Annotated in this window: 19 protein-coding genes and 1 tRNA gene; 10 read left to right on the top strand and 10 right to left on the bottom strand. The window is 62.1% G+C overall.

Translation table 11 applies throughout. From position 1 onward, the window contains the following. Positions 1-18 precede the first annotated feature (18 nt). From ligD to C8K44_RS02185, 4 genes are all read right to left on the bottom strand, one after another. Positions 19-2,478, bottom strand: coding sequence for a DNA ligase D (gene ligD / locus C8K44_RS02200; RefSeq protein WP_109574131.1), 2,460 nt, complete (start codon positions 2,476-2,478; stop codon positions 19-21). A gap of 6 nt (positions 2,479-2,484) precedes the next feature. Then, complete coding sequence (locus C8K44_RS02195; RefSeq protein WP_109574130.1) at positions 2,485-2,727, bottom strand: hypothetical protein; 243 nt, start codon at positions 2,725-2,727, stop codon at positions 2,485-2,487. Between the two features lie 107 nt (positions 2,728-2,834). Further along, positions 2,835-3,335 (bottom strand): hypothetical protein, encoded by a 501-nt coding sequence (locus C8K44_RS02190; RefSeq protein WP_109574129.1) that lies wholly within the window; start codon positions 3,333-3,335, stop codon positions 2,835-2,837. 274 nt (positions 3,336-3,609) lie between these two features. Beyond that, positions 3,610-3,684 (bottom strand) — tRNA-Gly (locus C8K44_RS02185). A gap of 31 nt (positions 3,685-3,715) precedes the next feature. On the opposite strand from C8K44_RS02185, the gene C8K44_RS27240 reads away from it, so the two are divergent. The 5 genes from C8K44_RS27240 (at position 3,716) to C8K44_RS02165 (ending at position 6,449) form a co-directional block, all read left to right on the top strand. Continuing rightward, positions 3,716-3,931 (top strand): hypothetical protein, encoded by a 216-nt coding sequence (locus C8K44_RS27240; protein ID WP_146203901.1) that lies wholly within the window; start codon positions 3,716-3,718, stop codon positions 3,929-3,931. Further along, positions 3,897-4,409 (top strand): prolyl-tRNA synthetase associated domain-containing protein, encoded by a 513-nt coding sequence (locus C8K44_RS02180; RefSeq protein ID WP_109574128.1) that lies wholly within the window; start codon positions 3,897-3,899, stop codon positions 4,407-4,409. The genes C8K44_RS27240 and C8K44_RS02180 overlap by 35 nt, the downstream gene beginning before the upstream one ends. A gap of 73 nt (positions 4,410-4,482) precedes the next feature. Further along, a complete protein-coding gene (gene trxA / locus C8K44_RS02175) occupies positions 4,483-5,451 on the top strand; it encodes a thioredoxin (RefSeq protein WP_109574127.1) in 969 nt (322 codons plus the stop codon). Between the two features lie 72 nt (positions 5,452-5,523). After that, positions 5,524-6,195: an LON peptidase substrate-binding domain-containing protein gene (locus C8K44_RS02170; RefSeq protein ID WP_109574126.1), complete on the top strand. Its 672-nt coding sequence runs from the start codon at positions 5,524-5,526 to the stop codon at positions 6,193-6,195. A 23-nt stretch (positions 6,196-6,218) separates the two neighbouring features. Beyond that, positions 6,219-6,449 (top strand): Trm112 family protein, encoded by a 231-nt coding sequence (locus C8K44_RS02165; RefSeq protein ID WP_109574125.1) that lies wholly within the window; start codon positions 6,219-6,221, stop codon positions 6,447-6,449. Positions 6,450-6,463: 14 nt separating this feature from the next. On the opposite strand, the gene C8K44_RS02160 is transcribed toward C8K44_RS02165, so the two are convergent. Genes C8K44_RS02160 through C8K44_RS27835 form a run of 3 tightly spaced genes read right to left on the bottom strand, consistent with a single transcriptional unit; the run spans position 6,464 to position 12,217 of the window. Then, complete coding sequence (locus tag C8K44_RS02160) at positions 6,464-9,817, bottom strand: error-prone DNA polymerase (protein ID WP_109574124.1); 3,354 nt, start codon at positions 9,815-9,817, stop codon at positions 6,464-6,466. Further along, entirely contained in the window at positions 9,814-11,283 is a 1,470-nt protein-coding gene (locus C8K44_RS02155) for a DUF6504 family protein (RefSeq protein ID WP_109574123.1), read from the bottom strand. The genes C8K44_RS02160 and C8K44_RS02155 overlap by 4 nt, the downstream gene beginning before the upstream one ends. Beyond that, the gene (locus C8K44_RS27835) at positions 11,225-12,217 is read right to left on the bottom strand and encodes a hypothetical protein (protein WP_109574122.1); all 993 of its coding nucleotides are present in this window, start codon (positions 12,215-12,217) and stop codon (positions 11,225-11,227) included. Before C8K44_RS27835 ends, C8K44_RS02155 begins: the two co-directional genes overlap by 59 nt. 192 nt (positions 12,218-12,409) lie before the next feature. On the opposite strand from C8K44_RS27835, the gene C8K44_RS02145 reads away from it, so the two are divergent. Further along, positions 12,410-12,832, top strand: a complete 423-nt coding sequence (locus tag C8K44_RS02145; protein WP_109574121.1) for a metallopeptidase family protein — start codon at positions 12,410-12,412, stop codon at positions 12,830-12,832. A gap of 19 nt (positions 12,833-12,851) precedes the next feature. Here the strand turns inward: C8K44_RS02145 and C8K44_RS02140 are convergent, their stop codons facing one another. Both C8K44_RS02140 and C8K44_RS02135 read right to left on the bottom strand, forming a co-directional pair. After that, a complete protein-coding gene (locus C8K44_RS02140) occupies positions 12,852-13,061 on the bottom strand; it encodes a DUF1737 domain-containing protein (protein ID WP_109574120.1) in 210 nt (69 codons plus the stop codon). After that, on the bottom strand, positions 13,058-13,957 hold the full coding sequence (locus C8K44_RS02135; RefSeq protein WP_109574420.1) for a CoA ester lyase: 900 nt from the start codon (positions 13,955-13,957) through the stop codon (positions 13,058-13,060). Before C8K44_RS02135 ends, C8K44_RS02140 begins: the two co-directional genes overlap by 4 nt. A 97-nt stretch (positions 13,958-14,054) precedes the next feature. Between C8K44_RS02135 and C8K44_RS02130 the strand changes: the two genes are divergently transcribed. Further along, positions 14,055-15,224 carry an FAD-binding oxidoreductase gene (locus C8K44_RS02130; protein WP_109574119.1) on the top strand — a complete coding sequence of 390 codons (1,170 nt, stop codon included), beginning with the start codon at positions 14,055-14,057 and terminating at the stop codon, positions 15,222-15,224. 189 nt (positions 15,225-15,413) lie between these two features. Here C8K44_RS02130 and C8K44_RS02120 read toward each other — a convergent pair whose 3' ends face one another. Beyond that, positions 15,414-15,632: a hypothetical protein gene (locus C8K44_RS02120; protein WP_109574118.1), complete on the bottom strand. Its 219-nt coding sequence runs from the start codon at positions 15,630-15,632 to the stop codon at positions 15,414-15,416. A 592-nt stretch (positions 15,633-16,224) separates the two neighbouring features. On the opposite strand from C8K44_RS02120, the gene C8K44_RS02115 reads away from it, so the two are divergent. From C8K44_RS02115 to C8K44_RS02105, 3 genes are read left to right on the top strand one after another with little or no spacing between them, the layout of a single operon-like run. Beyond that, positions 16,225-17,145, top strand: coding sequence for a hypothetical protein (locus tag C8K44_RS02115; protein ID WP_109574117.1), 921 nt, complete (start codon positions 16,225-16,227; stop codon positions 17,143-17,145). Beyond that, positions 17,135-17,623: a hypothetical protein gene (locus tag C8K44_RS02110; RefSeq protein WP_109574116.1), complete on the top strand. Its 489-nt coding sequence runs from the start codon at positions 17,135-17,137 to the stop codon at positions 17,621-17,623. Before C8K44_RS02115 ends, C8K44_RS02110 begins: the two co-directional genes overlap by 11 nt. After that, the gene (locus C8K44_RS02105) at positions 17,620-19,650 is read left to right on the top strand and encodes a hypothetical protein (protein ID WP_109574115.1); all 2,031 of its coding nucleotides are present in this window, start codon (positions 17,620-17,622) and stop codon (positions 19,648-19,650) included. Before C8K44_RS02110 ends, C8K44_RS02105 begins: the two co-directional genes overlap by 4 nt. Positions 19,651-19,654 lie beyond the last annotated feature (4 nt).

The raw sequence follows: 19,654 nt of genomic DNA, 5'->3' as shown, positions 1-19,654 counted from the left end.
CTCAAGACATACTCTTGGTCAAGACTTACTCTTGACGATGACCTCGGCCGGCAAGTCCCGGGCATGATCGGATATGTCTGCCCAGGGATCGCCGGACCTGGCCACAAGTCCGGGAAGCGAAGAATAGTTCAAATCCTGAGGAGCGTCGATGGACTCGAGATCCGTCCAGCTCAGCGGGGTCGAAGCCGGCATGTTGGTGCGGGCGCGAAGCGAATAAGGCGCCGCAGCAGTGGCGCTGCGCGCGTTGCGGTGGAAGTCGATGAAAATGCGTTTCTTGCGGTTGTCCTTGCCCATCACCGTGGTGAAGGTGTCGGGCGCTGTCGCGGCGATCCGCGACGAGATCTGGCCGCTTGCCTGGTGGAACGGTTTCCAGCCGAGCTTGCCCGTCGTTGGCACGACCACATGGATGCCGCTGCCGCCGGACGTCTTGACGAACGGCACCAGGCCCATCTTCGCGAGTTCGTCGCGGACATGCACCGCCGCCTCGACCACCTCGCGCCAGCCGATGCCCTCACCCGGATCAAGGTCGAAGACGATCCGGTCAGGCTTGTCCAAGCGTTTGCGAAGCGCGCCCCAGACATGGAACTCGACGACGCCGAACTGCGCCAGCGCCAGATACCCCTTGGCATCCTCCACCGAAATATAGGTCTTGGTTTCGTCGTCAGAGTTCTTTGTCTCGAATGAGGCGATCGTCGGCGGCATGCCCGAAAAGGCGTGCCGCTGGAAGAAACAGTCCTTCTGTTGTCCGGTCGGGCAGCGAAACAGCGACACCGGCCGTCCCATGATGTGCGGCAACATGAAATCGCCGACGGCGGCATAATAGACGGCGATATCGAGCTTGGTCGGCCCTGACTTGCCGAGAACCCGGCGTGTAGGGTTGGTAATCGAGATGCTGGCAAGGTCGGCGTCGGTGATCAGCCGCTTGCGCGGGGCCTGGGGTGCTTCCGACAGCTCCGCCTCGCGCAGCCCCTTGAACACCGCATGCCGCAATGAATTGTCGGTCGTGCGATTGGCGTAGTGGATACGGGCATTGAGCACGGGCCGCACCGGGGTCACCTCCTTTGGCGCTCCATCGAGCTTTGCCGCACCCTCGCGCAAGCCTTCCAGCCGGTGCAGCAATGTCACCAACGTCTCAGCGTCGAAGCCGGTTCCAACCTTGCCGCGATAGTGCAGTTCGCCATCGACCCATTCGCCGAGTGCAAGCGCTGCCAGCCCTTCAGCCGCCTGAGATGTCGTGTAGCCGGCGATGACGAAGTCATCCTTCTTCAGCGCCTTGGTCTTGGTCCAGCTATGCGAGCGTCCGGACGTGTAATGCGCCGAGTCCCGTTTGGACACGACGCCTTCAAGTCCCATCTCGGTTGCCCGGTCGTAGAGCGCCTGGCCGTCGCCCGTGACATGGCCGCTGAGCTGCAGCGCCGACTGGGCGTGGACATGACCGGCAAGAAGCTGCTCCAGCAGGCCCTTGCGCTTGTCGAGCGTAACCTTGCTCAAGTCCCAGCCGTTGAGATGCACGACGTCGAAGGCGTAGAACACCAGAAGTTCGTCGTGCCCGCTGGCAAGCGCGTCCTGCAAGGCGGCAAACCGGCTGATGCCCTTGTCGTCGAGCACGACGATCTCGCCATCGATGACGGCGTCGCTGCAAGGCAGTCTGGCGAAGGCCTGCGCCAGCTTGCCGTAACGTTTTGTCCAGTCGATGCCGCTGCGGGTGATCAGCCTTGCCGCCCCGTCAGCGAGATGCACCATGGTGCGATAGCCATCGAACTTGATCTCGTGCAGCCAGCCCTCGTCCTTGGGCGGCTTCGGCAAGGCCGTGGCCAATTGCGGCTCGATCCGCGCCGGCATCGGCGCCTTCACGGCACCGGCAAGCTTTCCGGGCTTGATATCTTCGGGTTTCGACGGCCGCGTCTTCGGCGGCGCCGCCAGTTCCTCGATGCGCCGCCCCGACTTCACGCTTTCGGGGCTCGCCTCGAGAATATCGATGCTTTCGTCGGCGGCCGGGTCGTGCTCCTTGAACAGCAGCCAGTTGCGCTTGTCTTCGCCTGGCTTCGGCTTCAGCCGGGCCAGCATCCAGCCGCCCTTGAGCTTTTCCCCCCATAGCCGGAACTTGAAGGCGCCCTTCTCCAGTGCCGTCGCCGCATCCTCCATCGGCGCCCACACCCCCGCATCCCACACGATCATCGGCCCGCCGCCATATTCGCCTTCGGGGATGAGCCCTTCGAAATCGATATAGTCCAGCGGATGATCCTCGGTCTCGACAGCGAGGCGCTTGTCCGCTGGGTTGAGCGAGGGCCCGCGCGGCACCGCCCAGCTCTTCAGCACGCCATCGAGTTCGAGGCGCAGATCGTAGTGATCGGCTGTGGCATGGTGCTTGTGCACGACGAAGCGGTTGCCTTCGCCGCCCTGCTCGACGCCGCGCGGCTCGCGCGTCTTGGAGAAATCGCGCTTTTGCCGGTAGTTGCGAAGCTTTTCCGCTGCCATCCCAGCCTAGCGCAGGCTGCCCGCGTCATCGGGCGCAGGTTCGAGTTCCAGCTCTCTGGGCGTCGCACCGGCCATCAATTTGTCGAGCAAGGCGTCGTTGACGTCGTAGTACTGGCCGGAAACCAGAACCCGGGAAACGGTTTGGCCGTCACCACGAAACAGCCTTGAACTGACGAAAACCTTGTGGCGGCCAAGCGCGTCAGAGACGGCCCTGCGCTTCCTGATCTGGTTGGCAACCGGTGTACGCATACGCCCGAGGCTCCTGAACCACGCAGCCCAACTATCCCTCAAAGTGCCTCGTTGATCAATGCACGCGGATTCGGCCAGGCGATTCCACAGGCTTCGAAGCCCTTTCCCTAGTTCCGGCTGAACTCGATCCGCGCCGTCTCCACCTGCACTCCAGTGCGGGGATGCGCCTCCACGGTCACGATCCGCATGCGCCCCGTGCCCAGGTTCGCCACCCGCATGCTTGCCACGCGCGGACCAGAGCCCCTGTCCGGCCACCTGACCTTGAGGTTGAGCGTATCGCCAGAGCGCGTACCGGTAAGCTCAGCAGGGCCGTGCACGGAACCCAGATACGAACCGGAATAATGCTGGCCGTTGGCAATCAGATCGACACCGATATGGCGCGAAAAGACAGCCTTTGCCCGGCAGGCACCATCGAGCTTGAACTCGGCACCGTCAGCGCGAGAGTCGAGATTGCATGAAACGGCCATCTCCATCGCTTCGGGTTTCAGCCGTATCTGACCCGAGCCGTGCCAATTCCCCGAGAGGGTTTCGAGAAAATCCTTCTCGTCCGCGATTGCTGCGGAAAAGGTGAAAACTGCCAAAGGCAGCGCCATGATCGCCGGGTTCATCTCGTTGCCGAACCTTGCCTGGAACGCCGAAAGGCTTCAGCGCTCCTCCGGATTTCGTCGGGAACAGTTCGACTCATCGCCTTGCCAGCTACGAGCCGACAGCTACTGAATTCGAGAAGCCTATGAGGTACGGCTAATATTGTCAAAATCGCCGCCCGGCCGGGCATGCCGTGAAAGCTAGCAAACAGGTTCGAATGGACTGTGAGACATGGCGCCAAGCAAAACGGCCACCCGAAGGTGGCCGTTTTTGGTGTTGGTTTTCCCTTGGGAAAACTGGAGCGGGTGAAGCGATTCGAACGCTCGACCCCAACCTTGGCAAGGTTGTGCTCTACCCCTGAGCTACACCCGCTCGCACGGCTCGTCGCCGCAACGACGCCTATATGGCCGAAGCCCGCCGCGAATGCAACGGGGAAAACGAGAAGTTTTTTTGCAATTTTGCTGACGCACGGGAAAGCCTGCATTTCCGCCGAACCACGCCTGTGGATGAACAAGGCGGGCTTGTCTTGGTCACGACCATTGCCCATAAACCCTGCCACCCAGCAATTTTTGGCGAAGGCTTGCATGACCGGCGCGACGAATCCCAAGACCAGGGCTGAGCTTCTGGCCTTCCTCGACACCCTCGGAATCACTGTCCAGACGCACGATCACCCGCCGCTCTACACGGTCGCCGATTCTCAGGCGCTGCGCGGCACGATCGCCGGCGGGCATACCAAGAACCTTTTTCTCAAGGACAAGAAGGACAACTTCTTTCTCGTCACCGTGGACGAAGAGGCGAGCGTCGACCTCAAGCAGATCCATCAGCTGATCGGCGCGTCGAGCAGGGTTTCCTTCGGCAAGCCCGAGGCCTTGATGGAACTGCTCGGCGTGGCGCCGGGTTCGGTCACCGTCTTCGGGCTGATCAACGACACCTCAGGCAAGGTGAAGCTGGTGCTGGACAGTACCCTGATGGAAAACGCCATGATCAACGCCCACCCGCTGACCAATGAAGCCACAACCTCAATCGCCAGCGGCGACCTGTTGCGATTCGTAGAGGCAACCGGCCACGATGCTGTTATCTTGAAAGTCTCGGGCTGATCGCCACATGGTTGCCTGACAGCCGCGCGGTCGAACGGGCTGCATGCGAGAACGACACACCGGAAGAGTGAAGATGAGCAACGAAACCAATCCCTTCGGCGGCATGAGCAGCCAGTACGCCACCAACGTGCAGTTTGGCGCTGCCGCCGCCAATGGTGCTGGACCGGCAGCCGATCTCGTCAAGGACACGACGACCGCCGCTTTCAGCGCCGACGTCATCCAGGAATCGCGCAACCAACCGGTGCTTGTCGATTTCTGGGCGCCCTGGTGCAGTCCGTGCAAGCAATTGACCCCGGTGATCGAGCGTGTCGTCCAGGCCGCTGGCGGCCGTGTCAAGCTCGTCAAGATGAACATCGATGATCATCCGGCGATCGCCGGCCAGCTTGGCATCCAGTCGATCCCCGCCGTCATCGCCTTCAAGAACGGCCAGCCGGTTGACGGCTTCATGGGCGCCGTTCCCGAGAGCCAGATCCGCGACTTCATCGACAAGATCGCAGGCAAGGATGGCGGCCAGCCGCAAATCGCCGAAGCACTCGCAGCTGCTGCCGAAGCACGCGGCGCAGGCGACCTGCAGACGGCTGCACAGATCTATGATGCCGTGCTGGAGCAGGCACCCGACAATGTCGACGCCATCGCTGCGCTCGCCGACATCCTGTTTGAGGCCGGCGATGTCGCGGGCGCAACCGAAGTGCTGGCTCGCGCGCCAGATGACAAGAAATCGGTCCCTGCGCTTGTTTCGGTCCGCGCCAAGATCGCGCTCGCCGAAGAAGCCGCAGCCCTTGGCGATTCCGCCGAACTCGAACGCCGGCTGGCGCAAAACCCCGCCGATCACCAGGCGCGTTTCGATCTCGCCATGATCCAGAACGCCAACGGCCAGCGCGCCGAAGCGGCTGACAATCTGCTTGCCATCGTCAAGGCTGACCGGACATGGAACGAGGACGGTGCAAGGGCACAGTTGCTCAAGCTGTTCGAGGCCTGGGGCTTCACCGACGAGGTGACACTTGCCACCCGGCGCAAGCTGTCGTCATTGCTGTTTTCGTGAGGGCTACCTCGCTGCGGTCTTTGCGTATGACCGCAGCAATCCCAGATTGAGTGGCAGCCAGTTGAGGGCAAGATGCAGGCAGGGAACGCGCATTACCGGCTCGACAGCGATCTGCCGACGACATTGGCGGTGTTCCCGCTGACGGCGGCTCTGCTTTTGCCGGGCGGGCGCATGCCGCTCAACATCTTCGAGCCGCGCTATCTCCAGATGATCGACGACGCGATGGCCGGCTCCCGGCTGATCGGCATGATCCAGCCCTCGCTCGACGGCACGCTGCGTCCCGACGGCGAGCCGTCGCTGTGCCCGGTCGGATGCATCGGCCGCATCACCTCGCTTGCCGAGACCGGCGACGGCCGCTACCTGATTTCGTTGCAGGGCGTGTGCCGCTTCCGCGTTGCCCAGGAGCTGATGGTCAAGACGCCGTTCAGGCAATGCAAGATCACGTCGTTTGCAGCTGACCTCACCGAGGACAAGGCCGGCGCCGAAGTCGATCGGCCAGCCCTGCTCAGGGCCTTTCGTACGTACCTCCAGGCCAATGAACTCGAGGCCGACTGGGAAAGCGTCAGCCGCGCCGACAACGCCATACTGGTCAACGCGCTGTCGATGATGGCGCCATATGGTGCGGCCGAAAAACAGGCGCTGCTTGAAGCACCCGATCTCAAGACCCGCGCCGAAACGTTGATCGCCATCACCGAAATGACGCTGGCACGCGAAAACGACGAGTTCGGATCGAGCCTGCAATAGCGAGGGCCGGTTGGGGAGCAATGATGGCTGAGGCGACAAACAAGCGCGATATCGACATCAAGCTGCTCGAGTTGCTCGCCTGTCCGCTGACCAAGGGGCCGCTGACCTGGGACGCCGAGCGTGGTGAGCTGGTGTCCCGGCTCGCGCGCATCGCCTATCCTGTCCGCGACGGCATCCCGGTCATGCTGCCTTCCGAGGCGCGGCAGATTCTCGACACCGAGGTTGCGCCCAGGAAAACCTCGCCGACGGACTGACCTCGCACCTTCTGTCATTGGAAATTGCGCCCCTTGGGCATGACGCTGCTGGCCTTGCGGGCAAGCCTTTCATAGCTCTGCACGACACGCGGGTCTTTGGCGGCTTTTACAGCGGCGCTTTGCCTGGTACCACTTGCCTGGCCAAGTGCTGCTTGCGCCTTTTCATCCGCTGACATTTGCATCTCTTCCGACATGGCGGCGAGCCAGTGCGTCAAATCCTCCATCTTGTCGGCAACGATGTGGATCACGCCCGATTCCGTCTGCAGCTTGCCGCTGACGCGGATGAACTTCGATCCCATGACGACAGGCCGGAAGCGTTCGAAGACCCGCGCCCAGACGATAATGTTGGCGACCGAATTTTCGTCCTCCAATGTCAGGAAAATGGCATTGCCCTTGCCCGGGCGCTGGCGAACGAGCACCAACCCTGCCACTGAGACGCGCCTGCCATCAGGCACCTGATGCAGCCGGCCATTCGGGGTGATGCCGGCCTTGTCCAGCCTTTGCCTGAGGAAGGCCACCGGATGCGCCTTCAGCGAAAGACCGAGCGAACGGTAATCGTGGATGACATGCTCGCCGAGCGGCATGGCGGGCAAAAGCATCTGCGGTTCGTTATCGGGCAAATGAACCTCGGGCTGGTCGAACAGCGGCAGCATTTCGGCTGCACTCTTGCCGTCGAGCGCACGCACTGCCCATAGCGCCTCGCGCCGGTCAAGATTGATCGAGCGGAAGGCATCGGCCTGGGCGAGCAGCTCGATCTCACCGACATTGAGGCCGGAACGCAGCCAGACATCGCGCACCGACTGGTAACCCTTGCCGCGCCGCTTGGCGAAGATCTTCATCTTCTCCTCGCCCAGACCCTTGATCTGGCGGAAACCCAGCCGAACGGCGTGACTGGTCTTGATGACGTCGCGCATTCCGGCGTGGCGGGCAAAAATCCGCTTGGGATCGAAGCCGGAGCGTTCGAGCGTGCAGTCCCAGTCAGAGCGGTTGATGTCGACGGCACGGATTTCGACGCCATGATCCTCGGCGTCGCGGACCAGCTGTGCCGGCCGGTAGAAGCCCATCGGCTGCGAGTTCAGGATCGCCGCACAGAAGACGTCGGGATAATAGGCCTTGAACCAGCAGGAGGCGTAGACGAGCAGCGCAAAGGCCGCGGCATGGCTTTCGGGAAAGCCGTACTCACCAAAGCCCTCGATCTGCTTGAAACAGCGCTCGGCAAAGTCGCGCTCGTAACCGCGGTCGACCATGCCCTTGACCATGCGGTCGCGGTAATTGCCGATGGTGCCGGTGCGCTTGAAGGTGGCCATGGCACGCCGGAGCTGGTCAGCCTCGCCGGGCGAAAAACCGCCGGCGACGATGGCGATCTTCATCGCCTGCTCCTGGAACAGCGGCACACCGAGCGTCTTGCCGAGGATGTCTTCGAGTTCCCTTTTAGGGAACTCGACTTTTTCCTTGCCTTGCCGGCGCCTGAGATAGGGATGCACCATGTCGCCCTGGATCGGCCCGGGCCGCACGATCGCCACCTCGATGACGAGGTCGTAGAATTCGCGCGGCCTGAGGCGCGGCAGCATCGACATCTGCGCCCGGCTCTCGATCTGGAAAACGCCGAGCGTGTCGGCGCGGCAGATCATGTCGTAGACCTTCGGGTCCTCCGGCGGCAGCGTTGCCAGCTCGAGCGGCCGGCCATGCTTGTCGTGGACACCATATTTTTCCGTCAGCAAGCCAAAAGCCTTGCGCAGGCAGGTCAGCATGCCGAGCGCCAGTATATCGACCTTCAGGATACCGACGGCGTCGAGGTCGTCCTTGTCCCACTCGACCATCTTGCGCTCGTCCATCGCCGTCTTGACGATCGGCACGATCTCGTCGAGCCGGTCGCGGGTGATGACGAAGCCGCCGACATGCTGGGACAGGTGGCGCGGAAAACCCATGATGTTGTTGGCATGCTCGATCACGTGCCGGGTCAGCGGATCGGTCTTGTCGAGCCCGCCGGCCGTCGTTTCCTTCTCGCCAAGTTCGGATGAGTACCAGCCCCAGATCGACCCCGACAAAGCACCCCTGACATCGTCCGACAGGCCCATCGCCTTGGCGACCTCGCGCAGGGCCGAGCGTCCGCGATAGGTAACGACGGACGCCGCGAGCGCGGTGCGCTTGGAACTGTATTTTTCGTAGATGAACTCGATCACCTCGCTGCGCCGCTCGTGCTCGAAATCGACGTCTATGTCTGGCGGCTCACCACGTTCGACGGAAATGAAGCGCTCGAACAGGACATCGACGATGTCTGGCCCGACATCGGTGATGCCGATGCAAAAGCAGATGACGGAATTGGCCGCCGACCCGCGCCCCTGGCACAATATATCCTTCGAGCGGGCGAACTGGACAATGTCATGCACGGTGAGGAAATAGCGGGCGTAATTGAGTTGTTCGACGATGCCGAGCTCATGCCGGATGATGCCTTGCACCTTCTCCGGAACGCCATCCGGGTAGCGCCTTTTCGCCCCCTCCCATGTCAGCCTTTCCAGTTCCGCCTGCGGTTCGAGGCCTGATTCCGTGGGTTCGTCGGGATAGTTGTATTTGAGCTCTTTCAGCGAAAAATGCAGACTTTCGGCAAAGCGTAGCGTCTCGGCCAGAGCCTCGGGATGCCTCCGGAAAAGCCGGCTCATATCCGAAGGCCCTTTCAAGTGCCGTTCGGCATTCGCCTTCAATTCGAACCCCGCCTCGGTGACCGGCACATTGAGACGGATTGCGGTCAGAACGTCATGCAGCGGGCGCTGGGCCGGCGCGTGGTAGAGCGCATCATTGGTCGCCATCAGCCGCAGGCCGGTGATCGCTGCCATGGCAACGGCCTGCTCGATCCTGAAGCGATCATTGCCGCCGAAATTCGGGGCGACCGCGAGCCACAAGGAGGCACCGAAACGTTCCTTGAGGCTGCGCAGAAGCGCCAGATCGTCTTCCGTGGCAACCGTGACGTCGGGCAGCACCGCGAGCGACAGCAGGTCGCCCCACTCGAAAAGGTCGTCCCGATAAAGAAGCGGGGCGCCCTTTTCGCTTTCAGGCCTTGTATTGGCCTGGGTGAGCATGCGGCACAGATGGCCCCAGCCCTTGCGGTTTTGCGGATAGGCAAGAATGTCGGGCGTGCCGTCCGCAAAGACCAGGCGGCAGCCGGGGTGATAGGCGAGCCCTTCAGTGTCGGCCATCTTCCAGGCGCGCACGGTGCCCGCGACAGTGTTGCAGTCGGCAAGGCCGATCGCCGAAAGCCCCAGAAACTTCGCCGCGATGACCAGCTCTTCCGGCGCGGATGCACCGCGCAGGAAGGAAAAATTCGACTGGATGCCGAACTCGGCGTAGCTCATGGCAGCGACCATCTTCATGCGAAGACCCCATGCAGGAACCAGCGCGGGGCCGCTGCCTGAGCTCCATAGAGGCCCTGCCGGTAGAGCCAGTAACGACGACCATCGGCATCTTCGACCCGGTAATAATCCCGCGTTGGCGCCTCGTTCCCCTCGCGCCACCATTCGGGCGCGATGCGTTCCGGCCCCTCCGCACGCGTCACGCGATGCACGGCACGGCGCCAGCGGAAATGCGGCGGCGGACCATCGGGCACCTCGGTCAGCGGAACGTCGATGGGCTCCGGCAAGCGAAACAAACGAATGGGCCGCTCCAGCCGGCCGGACTGGCTGACGGTGCCGCGCCGCGCCTTGCCTGCCTTTGCGAAGGCCTTCCTGTTTTCCTCCTGCGCATAAGAAACCACAGTAGCGGCACGCTCAGGTAGATGACTTTCAGCCGGAACAGGCTCGAGGACGGCTACCTCGCCGAGCCGGGCCGTCACGCGGTCGGCGAAGATCGCCAGCCCTTCGCCATCATCTTCGACCTCGCCGGCAAGATCGCCCTGGCGCGCATCGAAGCCGGCTGTCGAGAGTGCCGACAGGCGCACGAGATCGAAGCCGCAGCCGGCATCGATGGTCTCGCCAAGCGCTGTCAGCCGTTCATGAAACAGCTTTCGGATCAGCGCGGGTTCGCGGATCGGCCGAGAGGCGCCGACGGTGATGCGGCTGACCATGCCGTCGACCCTGAACAGCAAAAGCTCAAGCCTTCGCGCGCCTTCCTCCCGACGCTCGAGATCGACCTTGAGCGTCGCGGCAAGCAGGCCGACCAGCCGCTCGACATCTTCGATCAGCGAAAGCGGGTCGGCAAAATGCCGCTCGACCGAAAGGGGTGCGACCGGCAGGCGCGGCGAAACCGCCTCCTCCAGACGCCCAAGGCCCTGGTCGAGCCGCTCGATGAGCGTTGCGCCGAAACGCCGGACAAGCGGTGCGCGCGGCCCATCCATGATCGCGCCGACAGTGCGCAGTCCGACGCTTTCGAGGCTTGTTTTCGTTTTCGGATCGAGCCGCAGCGCCGATAGCGGCAGGCGGGCGAAGAAATTGCGCTCGCCGCCCGGCGCAATGATCTGGCCGGCAGCAAAACGCGCCGCGGCCCACGCCGCCCCAGGCGTGGACGCCAAGCCCGCACGCACGTCGAAACCCTGATGGAAAAACCGTGCCATCAGATCGGCGAGCAGGGCCTTTTCGCCACCGAAAAGATGGGCGCAGCCGGTGATGTCGAGGAACAGCCCGCTTTCACCCTCGATCGCGACAAGCGGCGTGTAGCGGTCGCACCAGTCGGCGAGGCTTTCAAGCAGCCGGCGGTCAGCCTCGGGATCGGCCTCGACGATATCGATGTCGGGATGCATGGCGCGCGCCTCGGCGATGCCCATTCCCGGCCTCAGCCTGCGGGCTTCAGCCTGCTCGTCGAGGGCGGCGATGCGCTGGGTGTTGTTCTCGCGATGGCTGATCACCAGGGGCTGGCTCGGACGTGGGCCTGAACGCCAGGACCGTCCCAGCCGCCGCCGCAGGATCCGCTCGGCCGCGAGATGGGGAAACCACAGCGACACGATTCTCTGGGACGGACTCATCTCTTCTTTCTGCGAGGGTGTGTGCATTTGGGTTCCATTCCAGAATGAATTTGCCGGCAAGTGCGGCGCGGCTCTTGCCGATTTCGACGGTGACGGCGGGCGGGCCGATGGAGCCGGCGAGCGGACCAGCGAGCGTGCGCCGAAGCGAGGCCGGCGCCGGCGAGGCGATGAGGCGGACGGGTGCTGCGGTCGGTTCCGGCTCGGCCGACTGGCGCAGCAGAAGCACCGGACGGCCAGCCTCCTGGGCACGGCGGTGGAGCCGCCGTGTGGCAGTGAGATCAAGCCCGCGCGGGTTGCCGCGCAACTCGACGATGACGGCGGTCAGCTCGTCGATGCGCGCGGCCTCTTCGGCGATCCACAGCGCATCGGTAGGCTTGGGCGCTTCGGCAATAAGCAGGCGCTCCGGCGCAAGGCCGAAAAGCCATTCCAGGCCCCCCGCATAAGGAAGTCCCGCCTCCCTGAAGATTTCGGCGGTGCCGATCCACAGCACCAGTGCACCCGGCTTGGCCTTGATCATGAGGCTGACAAGGCAAAGGGCCAGGCCTGCGGCAGCCCCCGCATTGCGCGTTTGGGTACCATGGATTTCGGTCAGCGCAGCCTTCGGCAGCCCGCCGCCCAGGGTTTCGTCGAGCCGTTCGACGCCGGTGGGCAGGAGGAAATCGCGCGACGATGCCAGGCCGTTGCGACGCACAAGAATGCCCGAAGGCGCTGTGCTGTCGGAGGGCAACACCAGTAGTTCGGGCAGCGTGCCCTCGATCTTCGCTATCTTCTGGCGCAGGGCAAAAACGACGTCCCGCGCCACGGCGCTGGTTGCCATGTCGATCTGCCTTCGATTAGTTGTTCCTGTTATGTTCTTATAGATTCCAGAGGCGCCCATGAGAGTCAAGCCGATTCATGGGGAATTTATTCCTCTCCCGGGAAGCTTGCCTCACCGCTTATTTGTCGCCTGCGCGGCAAAGGCCTCGTAAGCGCGCCAGTGAACGGCTATATGCCCTCAAAAGGAACAATAATGGCCCGCATCTACAAGACCCGCGCCTGGCACGACCAGCTTTCGCCCTCGATCGAGGAGATGGAGCTTCTGGCGCTCGAAGCCTATGCGCATCTGCCGGAGGAGTTTCGCCAGCTGACCGGCGAGGTCGTCATCCAGATGGCGGAGTTCCCCACCGACGAGATCATGGACGACCTGTCGCTGGAAACGCCGTTCGACCTGCTTGGGCTGTTTGAGGGGCGCGGCATCGCCGAGCGCTGGAACCCGCAGACCGGCGAAGGCCCCAACCGCGTGACACTCTATCGCCGCGCCATTCTCGACTACTGGTCCGAGAATGAGGAGACGCTGGGCGACATCGTCACCCATGTGCTGATCCATGAGATCGGCCACCATTTCGGCCTGTCCGACGAGGACATGGAACGGCTGGAGGAGGCCGCCGAATAGGCGGCCGCCCCCCGAAAAATCAAAAATCGCTGAGCTTGGTGACGCCGGCCTCGTAGTCGTGGCCTTCGACATCCTTCACCACGGCCTGGCCGCAGCGCATCGTCTTGGTTTCGGCGTCGAACGAATAGGTCGGCGAGCCGAACAGGTGCCAGCCCTTGTTCACGGCAGCGGTGACCTTGTGGCAGAAGGTGGCGTCGTCGGGGCCGGTCAGGAAGCGGTAGAGTTTCATTTTTCGTCTCCCGTCATCTCAGCGATCATCGCGGCCCTCGCCAGCACCTTCTCGGCCTGGACCAGATGCAGCCGCTCGACCATCTTGCCACCGAGCGAGATTACACCGCGCGAGGCGTTTTCGGGAAGCGCGAAGGCGTCGGCCACGGCACGCGCCTCGGCAAGCGCTTCCACGGACGGCGAAAACGCCGCGTTGGCGCCTTCGATCTGGGCGGGATGGATGACGGTCTTGCCGTCGAAACCCATGGCGGACGCCTCGGCGCAGTCGCTGACGAAAGCGTCGAGATCGCGGAAATCGTTGGACACGCCGTCGAGCATGTCGAGCCCGCCGGCACGCGCGGCGAGCACCATCTGCATCAACCAGGGCATCAGATAGCGCCGGTCGGGCGTCATCAGCACGCCGGTTTCCTTGACGATGTCGTTGGTGCCGGCAACCAGGCAAGCGAGCCGCGAGGCCGGGTCGCGGCCGAGCTCGGCGATGGCACCGATATTGATCAGCGCGCGCGGCGTCTCGACCATCGCCCACAGCTTCATCTCGTCGGGCGCGTCATTGTCGTCGAGCACGTCGCCGGCCTCCAATATGTCGCGCGGCGTGGCGACCTTGGGCAACAGCACACCATCGACATTCCATGCACTCGCGGCCGCAAGGTCGTCGGCGCCCCACTCGCTCGACAGCGCATTGATGCGCACGATGTATTCGCGTTTGCTGGCCGGGCGCTGCGTCAGGAACTGGCCGAGCCTTTGGCGCGCCGCAACCTTCTCCTGCGGCAGCACCGCGTCTTCGAGGTCGAGGATGACGGCGTCGCAGGCAAGCGAGGCGAGCTTGGCCAGCGCCTTTTCGTTGGTGGCGGGCACATAAAGCACCGAACGGCGCGGGCGCGAGACAGAATGTGACATCTGGTCTTCTTGCCCGGCAATGCTGGCCCTTGCAAGGTCTTGCGGGGTGGTGGCGTAACTGCTTTTGTCCTCCATCATCAACCAACGGGAACACTCCATGGCACGCTACGACGTGGTCATCACAGGCGGCGCGATCGTCGGCAGCTCGATCGCCTATTATCTGCGCGAGGAGGGTTTCACCGGCTCGATCGCGCTGATCGAGCGCGACCCGCAATTCGCCCATGCGGCGACCACGCTGTCCTGTGCCTCGATCCGCCAGCAATTCTCGATCCCCGAAAACATCCGCCTGTCGCAATTCACGCTTGGCCTGTTCCGGCGCCTCAAGGACGAGTTCGGCCCCGACGCCGACATCGGCTTCCGCGAGGGCGGCTATCTGATTCTTGCCGGCGACAACGGTTTCCCCATCCTCAAGGCCAATCACGAGGCACAGATGGCCGAGGGCGCCGACATCGTGCTTGAGGACGCCGAGCAGCTGCAAAAGCGCTTTTCCTGGATCTCGACCGAGGGCATTTCCGCCGGCGCCTACGGCCGCACCGGCGAAGGCTGGTTCGACGCGCATGCCATGCTTGGCCTGTTCCGCAAGGCGCTCAAGACCAAAAACGTCGACCTGATCACCGCCGAAGTGGCCGGCATCGAGCGTGAGGGCGACCGCGTCACCGCCGTCACGCTTGCCAATGGCGAGCGGCTGGAGGCCGGCACGGTGTTCAACGCGGCCGGGCCGAACGCCGGCAAGGTGTCCGCCATGGCCGGCATCGCGCTGCCGGTCGAGCCACGCAAGCGCAACGTCTTTGTCTTCGAGGCGCGCGACAAATTCGCCGACATGCCGCTGATGGTCGACCCCTCCGGCGTCTATGTCCGGCCCGAGGGTTCGGTCTACATCACCGGCGGCGCCGAGAGCGAGGACGGCGAACAGGCCGCCGATCCCCAGGATTTCAACCCCGACTGGTCGCTGTTCGAGGAGGTGATCTGGCCGGCTCTGGCAACGCGCGTGCCGGCCTTCGAGGCGATCAAGGCGACGCAGGCCTGGGTCGGGCATTACGATTACAACGCGCTCGACCAGAACGCCGTCATCGGCCCGCATCCCGAGGTTGAAAACTTCATCTTCGCCAACGGCTTTTCCGGCCATGGCCTGCAGCAGGCGCCGGCGGTGGGCAAGGCGCTGGCCGAGCTTATCGTGCATGGCGGCTACCGGACCATCGACTGCTCCGCCTTCGGCTACCAGCGCATTGCCGAAGGCCGGGCGTTTCGGGAATTGAATGTGATCTAGGGTCGTTTCCAGTCGATCTTGCCCCTCCCCCTTACCCTCTCCCCGTGAATGACTGGGAGAGGGGGACGTCAGCGTTGCGGCCAGCCTCCTTCGCCCCGCCTGCGGGGAGAAGGTCCCGGCAGGGGGATGAGGGGCCCGCCCGCACCTAAACCTCCACGGCCCCCATCGACAGGGCGGCGAGGAAGGTCATCATCGCTTCGACTTCGGACGCTGCCTTGACCGAGGGGCGGCCGGTGCAGCGGGCGCCTTCGGCGCCGTAGAGGTCGGCGCGGCAGCATTGGTCCTTGCGGCAGGCGCGCAGCGCTGTGCCGCCCCGTCGCGGGTGGCGGCGATGCGCACGGCAAGCCCGGCCACCTTGCGCACAGTATAAGGCAGCCGCTCGTCGACTACATTTTTGCGGTCGTCCATTCGCCTTGGTCGTTTCATGTCAAACACCTTTTTGCTTGAGGGAGCGTGCACGAAAACCGCCGGCCTGGCGAACCAGCCGGATTTGTCAGGGAAGCCGACGCATGGGGCGCGCCTTCTTCAGTATTCTGAATGCGGCACGCCACCATGCGTCCGCCGGTGCTCTTGCCCCACCCTCGTGCCGTTCAACGCATTTTCGCGTAACGGCTGGCAGGGCCTTGGCCTGGGGGCTCATCACCCAGCAACGCCACCGTCAGCGCCGCCGGCCAAGACACCGTCCCCCTCACCTGATACCCGGTGCGCACCAGGTTTCCCTTGAGGGAGATGGGCTGATGTTAAGCCGGCTTTTGGGGGGCGTGGATAAATTTGGCGAAAGTTTTTTTGAAAGGTGAGCGGGAACAAGGGGTTGGGGAGAAGGAGGCCAAAAATTTGTTCACTACGGCTACGTAGTTGGCGTCTGGAGCGTTCGCTTGACGGAAGGCTGCTTGCCAGTTGTCAAATTCTACCCTGGCCCAATCAGACTCATATGAACGGGTAGGTTGAGACGAGGCTGCGAACGTGCATAAGTAGCTGCTTCGCTTTGGGGGGCGCGTAGGTGGTTAATGTCGTACATCAGTGGAATCCCGATGATTGGGAGATGTTTTCTCTAAGTCTGTTGCAAGTGCGGCATGGCACACTTGACGTCCATAAGGTCCCGGCCACTCATAAGGGCGACTTTGGCATCGATTTCTACTGCACGAACGAGGCGGTTATTTATCAGTGCTTTGCCGTGGAAGAGCCGGTCGACATTCTGACGCGCGCGAACCGCCAAAAATCCAAGATCACTACTGATCTGAAAAAGATGGTCGATGGAGCTACCGAGGTTTCCAAGCTCTTCCTCGGAACACCCGTGAGAAAATGGATTCTGCTTACGCCGGTTCACGACAGCAAGGACGTGAACCTTCATTGCGCCAAAAAGACCACCGATCTGCGCGCCAAGGACATGGCCCATTTGGACAATCGATTTGAGGTCTGCATCCATGATCAGAACTCGTTCCCGGGTGCGGCCTTGTCCGCAGCCATGGCGAAGCTAACCAACGTATCGCTCAACATCCAACCCCCAACACAGGAGGAGTTGGATGCTTGGCAAGCCGGCTCGCCCAACCTCCTGGCCAACGCTACAAAGAAACTCGCCAAACGCACGGGTCCGAACGATGTGCAGGCCGCCGTGAATGATGGTGTAGAGTTATTCTTGAAGGGCAACGCGTTGATCGACGCTCTTCGGACAAGTGCGCCAGATCTGCATGAGAAAGTGGCGGCTGCAGTCGCAAGTCGAACGCGTCGTTTGACCTATGTGGGTCCGCAAGGAGGGCCAGCGCCAAGTAATATTCTCAATACAGAACTCGACACGTTGATCAGCGTGATCAAGGAAGCTGCACCGACGCTCTCACATGCCAACGCCGAAGATATCGCTCTCGGCGCCGTCTCCGACTGGATCATGCGCTGCCCGCTGGATTTCTCAAGCGATGCGGTCTGACATTTCATTTAGGCAGGCGATCCAAGGTGCAGCGTTCTCCTTCACCGCTCGCCCTGAACCCGTTGCCGGTGACCTGCGGATGTCGTGGGGGATCGGCATCCTACTGCTCAGTCTGTTCTACAGCCACGGCAAGAAGGGCAGTTTTCCGAAGCTACAGTTCTTGGCCCATGCTGTCCGAATTCGGGAAGGACGAGACGATGTGCGCGCGATGTTCAAGGGAGATCTTCGCACATCGGAAATTTCAGTACGAGTCGAGCCGTGGCTCAATCGTGCGGTTGCCTTAGCCCACGGACTGGGCCTCGTAGACGTGACCAAGGGTAAATCGGTAGCGCTCACGGACAAAGGGCGCGAGGTGGCCGCCGAGATCGATGCCAACAAAGACATCTTTTTGGAGGAGCGGACTTTTCTGGCCGAAGTGGCAAGGAAGTTGACAGAGGCTCAGCTGACAAAAATTTGGCGAATGGAGGACCTTCTGTGACGCTTCGCCTTCGGCATTTACGCATGCGCGCGGTGACCTCCGCTGGCCCCTATGGGGCGGACATTCCATTCGCGCCTGGGTTGAACGTGATCTGGGCGGACAACACAAAGGGCAAGTCAACCTGCATGCAGGGAATGCTTTACGCCCTAGGCATGGAAAAGATGCTCAGCCCTCGGCGAGAGGTGCCGTTGCCGCACGCCATGACGTCTTTCTTGAAGAACGACGATGAGACCTCGGAGACGGTCCTAGAATCGGCCGTGTCGCTAGAGATTGAGAACGGCGCTGGCCACGTTGTGACGGTGCATCGGCCAATCAAAAGGACCAATGTCGACAACCGCCTGATCACGGTCGATTTCGGGGCGACGCTGACCAATCCTGAGGCTCGTCCAGAAAGTCGAAACTTCTTCGTCTTCGATGGGGGAGCCGCGCAGCGCGAAGATGGCTTCCACCGTTTTCTCGAGGATTTCTTGGGTTGGAAGTTGCCGACGGTTCGGCGCTACGACGCCCCGGATGGTAAGCTCTACCTGGAGACCATCTTCCCACTGTTCTGGGTCGAGCAGAAGGCTGGGTGGTCGGCGATCCCGGCGGCCATACCCACTTACTTGAGGATCCGAGAGGTTCAGAAACGAGCGGTCGAGTTCATCATGGATCTCGATATTCATAAGCTCGAACTGGAGCGGCAACGCCTGCAGGAACAGTTTGATCAGAACGCCAGGGATTGGGGGAATCTTTGGGACGAAATGGATCGCTACGCGCGACGCAGCGGCGGCAAGACGGAAGCGCTGCCACAACGACCGACCGTTGTGCTCGATGAACTCGCCAGAGGCCACGTCCTGATTGCCGAGAAAGCAGAGTGGGTCACGCTAAGAGGTCTGTTGACCCAGCTTCGCACTCGGGTGGCCGAACTCAATGCCATCGCCGTGCCGGCGGTAGGGGCCTCAGCGGACCACCTCGTGCGCCAACTCGAATCGCTGAATAAGGAAGTCGAGGCAGCCAATCGGCTACGCATCGAGGCTTACATGGCTAAGCAATTGAAGGAGGCCGACGTCGCGTCTCTGGAACGGCGCATTAAGTCGTTGACCGACGACATGCAGAAGAATCAGGACGTCCAGAAGCTCCAACGCTATTCTGGCAGCGTGGGAGCTCTTACGCCGGACCAATGCCCCACATGCGAGCAGGCCTTGGTCGACTCGCTCCTGTCGCAGGAGGTGCTGACGGCAGTGATGCCGATCGAAGACAACATTGAATACCTTCGCTCTCAGTTGAAGATGTTCCAGGACATCCTGAAACGTGAGCAGGACGAGCAGAGGAAGCTTGAGGTGCGAGCTGCGCAAGCCGATCGCGAGCTCAACGAATACTATAGTCAAATCCGGACAATCCGTGCAGATCTCATTGCGCCCACGGGCAATCCCTCCGCTGTTGCCATTGAGGAGCGGGTGCGTGCCGAAGCTCGCATTCGTGAGCTGGAATCGATCCAATCGATGTTTGACGACACCGTTGAGCGAATGCAGACCCTCGCGGCAACGTTCTCGAATTTACTACAAGCCCGTGCGGACCTGCCGGCAGATAAGATGAGTCCGCTCGATCGGGCTAAGTTCGACACCTTGACAACATTGTTGCGTCAGCAGGCACGCGCGTTTGGTTTCTCGACCTTCGACCCCGATGAATTGACGATCGACGAGGACACGTACCGACCGCAAAAGGAAGGCTACGAGATCGGATTCGAGACGTCCGCGAGCGACGCGATCCGCCTAAAGTGGGCCTACCAGCTCGGACTTCTAGAGCTTGGCCATCAACATCCAACGCATCATCCCGGCATGTTGCTGCTTGACGAGCCGCGTCAGCAGTCCTCGTCGAAGATTAGTTTTGGACATCTGTTAGAACGAGCTGCTGCAAGTCAGCGCAGCGATCAGCAAGTGATCGTCTCCACAAGCGAAGATCTCGAAACCTTAAAGGACATACTGTCCCGGATCAAATGTAAGAAAACGATCTTTTCGGGCTATGTCATCAAGCCAGTCAGCGCTTAACCCC

The sequence above is a fragment of the Aminobacter sp. AP02 genome (assembly GCF_003148805.1).
Lineage (GTDB): Bacteria > Pseudomonadota > Alphaproteobacteria > Rhizobiales > Rhizobiaceae > Aminobacter.
Note: the sequence above shows the minus strand (reverse complement) of the source record. Positions and strands in the feature narration are given on the sequence as shown.